3 protein-coding genes and 1 pseudogene are annotated in these 3726 nt (G+C 70.7%); 3 read left to right on the forward strand and 1 reads right to left on the reverse strand.

Annotated elements, in window-relative coordinates:
- Positions 1 to 30: 30 nt before the first annotated feature.
- Positions 31 to 1581 (reverse strand): aminotransferase-like domain-containing protein, encoded by a 1551-nt coding sequence (locus AC6EI8_RS25225; RefSeq protein WP_498383224.1) that lies wholly within the window; start codon positions 1579 to 1581, stop codon positions 31 to 33.
- A 417-nt stretch (positions 1582 to 1998) separates the two neighbouring features.
- On the opposite strand from AC6EI8_RS25225, the gene AC6EI8_RS25230 reads away from it, so the two are divergent.
- The 3 genes and pseudogenes from AC6EI8_RS25230 to AC6EI8_RS25240 all read left to right on the forward strand — a co-directional run.
- On the forward strand, positions 1999 to 2772 hold the full coding sequence (locus AC6EI8_RS25230) for an alanyl-tRNA editing protein (RefSeq protein WP_498383225.1): 774 nt from the start codon (positions 1999 to 2001) through the stop codon (positions 2770 to 2772).
- 5 nt (positions 2773 to 2777) lie between these two features.
- Complete coding sequence (locus AC6EI8_RS25235; RefSeq protein WP_498383226.1) at positions 2778 to 3431, forward strand: LysE family translocator; 654 nt, start codon at positions 2778 to 2780, stop codon at positions 3429 to 3431.
- A 193-nt stretch (positions 3432 to 3624) separates the two neighbouring features.
- Positions 3625 to 3726, forward strand: a pseudogene (locus AC6EI8_RS25240) (EamA family transporter); the annotation flags it as partial.

The following is a 3726-nucleotide window of genomic DNA, read 5'->3' on the forward strand; positions in this document are numbered from 1 at the left end:
GCACGGCTCCGGCCCCGGCCCCGGCCCCGGCTACAACCGATCCAGCTGGCGCGCCAGGAAGTCCAGCATCTGCGGATCGTGGCCGCAGGCGACATTGAAGCGCATCCAGCCCGACGGCAGCTGCGACGGCGAGAACAGGCTGCCGGGCGCGAACAGATAGCCCTCCTCGTGCCCCGCGGTGGCGATCGCATTGGTATCGCGGCCGGTATCGGCCCACAGGTACATGCCGGCATGCTGGCCCGGAAACAGCGTCAGGCCCAGCTTCTCCAGCGCGTGCCGGGTCTCGTCGCGGGCGCGCTCGAGCCGGTTGCGCACGCGCTCGACGTGCTTGCGGTAGTGCCCCTCGGTCAGCACCTTGTACAGCACGCGCTCGTTGATTTCCGGCGTGGCGAGCCCCGCCAGCAGCTTGGCGTCGGTCAGGCTCTGCACCAGTTCGGGACGGGCCGCGACGAAGCCGACCCGCAGATTGGCCGCCAGCGTCTTGGAGAAGCTGCCGAGATAGACCACGCGCTTGAGCTGATCCAGGCTCGCCAGCCGCGTGGCCGGATGGCCCGGCGGGCACAGGTCGCAGTAGATGTCGTCCTCGACCACCAGGAAGTCGTACTGCTCGGCCAGCCGCAGCAGCTGGAAGGCCTTGGCGGCCGACAGCGAGGTGCCGGTCGGATTGTGCAGCACCGAATTGAGGATCAGCAGCCTGGGACGGTGGGCCTGCACGATGCGCTCCAGCGCTTCGAGGTCCGGGCCCTCCCCCGTGTACGGCACGCCGATCACCTGCGCGCCTTGGGCGGCGAAGCGGGCGAACATCACGAACCAGGCCGGATCGCCGACCAGCACCGGATCGCCGGGACGGACGTAGAGCCGCGCGATCAGGTCCAGCGCCTGCGTGATGCCCGAGGTCAGCAGGATCTGCTCGGGCGCCGCGCCGATCTCCAGTTCGGCCAGCCGCGTGCGCAGCTGCTGGCGCAGCGGCAGGAAGCCCTCGGGCGTGCCGCTGGCGAGGAAATGGCTGCCCGGCTGGCGCGCCAGGCCGCGCAGCGCGCTGCCGATCAGCTCGCCGTCGAGCCAGTCGTTGGGCAGGAAGCCCAGGCCCGGCGCCTTGCGCGGCTCGGCCCGGTGGAACATGTTGCGCAGCAGCCAGGGCACGTCGATATTGCGCGACCCATGCGGCGCCGGCGGGGCGGCCTCGCTGGGCAAGCCCGCGCCCAGGCCCGGACCGATGCCGGGCCCGCGCTCGCGCACGAAAAAGCCCGAGCCCCGCCGCGATTCGAGGTAGCCCAGCGCGACCAGCCGGTCGTAGGCCTCGACCACGGTAAAGCGCGAGATGCCCTTGTCCTGCGCGAGCTGGCGGATCGACGGCATGCGCATGCCGGGGCGGAACACCCGCTCCTCGATCCGCATCCGCGCCCATTCGGTCAGTTGCCCGACCAGCGTCATCTGCGCCGACGGCACCGGGTCGGGCAGGCTGCCGGCGGCCGACAGCTCGCCGGATGCCGTGGGGGCCGACGGCAACACCAGCCGCAGCGGACGGCGGCTGCCGGCACGCGCGGCCTTGCCGGCAGCCTCGGCCTTCGCTTCGCCCATCGCGTGCCCGGCTGGCGGCGCTGGTTCGGTCTCGCCGTGCGGCGATCCGGCTTGGTTTCCTGTTTCCATGGACGGCCCCCGAAAACTGTACTGAGGATCAGCAGAATAACTGTATCGGTACTGTACCGACAACCTTGTCTAACATCGACCCACGTTGAAAGCCTGCCGGGCATCACCTGACGGCCGGCGCCAGCCTGTCCGGGCGGCACCGCCATGCCGGGACAGGCGGCCGCACCGGTACAGGCCCAGAGGCACCGCCGACCCAATAGCGATACCCGAGCCGATACCCGAGCCGATACCCGAGCCGATACCGGCGATACTCGCGATACCGCTGATATCCCGCGCTATCCGCCGATATCCGCCGATATCCGCGATTTCCCCGCAGAACAAAGGAGACTCCCGATGTCCGACACCCTGTTGCCGCCGACGCGCAAGCGCTTCGACGAGGACGCGTATCTCGACCGCTGCAGCGCCACCGTGCTGGCGGTACTGCCCGAAGGCATCGTGCTCGACGAAACGGTCTGCTACGCGCGCAGCGGCGGCCAGGCCGGCGACACCGGGACCCTGACGCTGGCCGACGGCAGCACGATGGCGCTGGCCGAGACCCTTTACGCGGCCGACCGCAGCGCGATCCTGCACGTGCCCGCGCCGGACCAGGCGCTGCCGGCGCTGGCCCCGGGCGACCGCGTCACCGTGGCGATCGACTGGGCGCGCCGCCATCGGCTGATGCGCCTGCACACCTGCCTGCATCTGCTCGGCTCGCTGATCCCGGTGCCGGTCACCGGCTGCAACATCAACCCGGACACCGCGCGCATCGACTTCGACCTGCCCGAATCGACGCTGGACAAGGCCGATCTGACCGAGCGCCTCAATGCGCTGATCGCCGCCGATACGCCGGTTCGCATCGACCGCATCACGCCGGAGCCGCTGGCGGCCGAGCCGGACCTGGTGCGCACCATCGGCGCGGCACCGCCGGCGGGCACCAGCCAGATCCGCATCATCGAGATCCCCGGCATCGACCGCCAGCCCTGCGGCGGCACCCATGTCGCCGCGGTCGGCGAGATCGGCCCGGTGGTGGTGAGCAAGATCGAGAAGAAGAGCCGCACCAACCGGCGCGTGGTGGTGAACTTCGCCGAAGCGGCCGATCAGGCGATGATCTCCGACGCCGGTCCGGCGCGTGCCGCGGCATGAGCCCGATGCCGATCGATGCGTCCCTGCCCGCCTGGCTTGCGGGCCTGACCGCCACGCAGTTTGCCGCGCTGCTGTCGCTGATGACGGTCGGCCTGTTCACGCCCGGCCCCAACACCACCATCGCCGCGGTGACCGGCGCCAACTTCGGCCTGCGCGCGACGCTGCCGCACTGCATCGGCGTCGCGCTCGGCTTCGCCAGCATCCTCGCGCTGTGCGCGGCAGGGGTCGGTGCGCTGATCGTCGCCAGCCCCGTGCTGGCCACGATCGTCCATCTGGCGGGCGTCGCCTACCTGCTGTGGCTGGCCGCGAAGATCGGCCGCAGCGCCGCGCTCAGCGACCGGCAGGTACTGGCGCCGCTGTCGGTGTGGCAATCGGTGGCGCTGCAGTACGCCAACATCAAGGCCTGGATGCTGGCGCTGGCGATCGCCGCCTCCTACATGTCCGGGGCCGAGTCGCCGCTGCAGCGCGGCCTGCTGGTGTGCGCGGTGTTCGGCGTGTTCGGCTTTCTCAGCAATGGCGCCTACGGCGCGATGGGCGCGTCGCTGCGCCAGTGGCTGCAGGTCGGCCAGCGCATCCGCTGGTTCAATCGCGCGATGGGGCTGGCGCTGGCCGCGACCGCGCTGTGGATCGCCTTCGCCGGGCGGCCGGCGATGCCGTAGCGCACGCAAAAGCCGCCGCAAGAACAGCGCACAAGCACAGCCGCACAAGAACAGTCGCTCAAGAACGCCACCGAACACAGTCCCTGCCAGAACAGCCCCGCATGAACGCCCGCAAGACCACCCGCAAGAACGCCACCAGGACCCTGCCATGACGCAACGCGACACCGCCGCGCCCTGTCCCTCGCGCGCGGCCATGCCCGCCGAGGCCCCCAGCGGCGGCATGCTGCTCGGCTTCATCGGCGTGGCGATCTTCAGCCAGACGCTGCCGTTCACGCGCATGGCGGTGGCCGAGCTG

This window comes from Cupriavidus sp. R6-3, assembly GCF_059772245.1.

Coding starts and splice junctions, on each gene's coding strand:
- AC6EI8_RS25225 (WP_498383224.1), bottom strand. CDS start 1,581: ATGGGCGAAGCGAAGGCCGAGGCTGCCGGCAAGGCCGCGCGTGCCGGC.
- AC6EI8_RS25235 (WP_498383226.1), top strand. CDS start 2,778: ATGCCGATCGATGCGTCCCTGCCCGCCTGGCTTGCGGGCCTGACCGCC.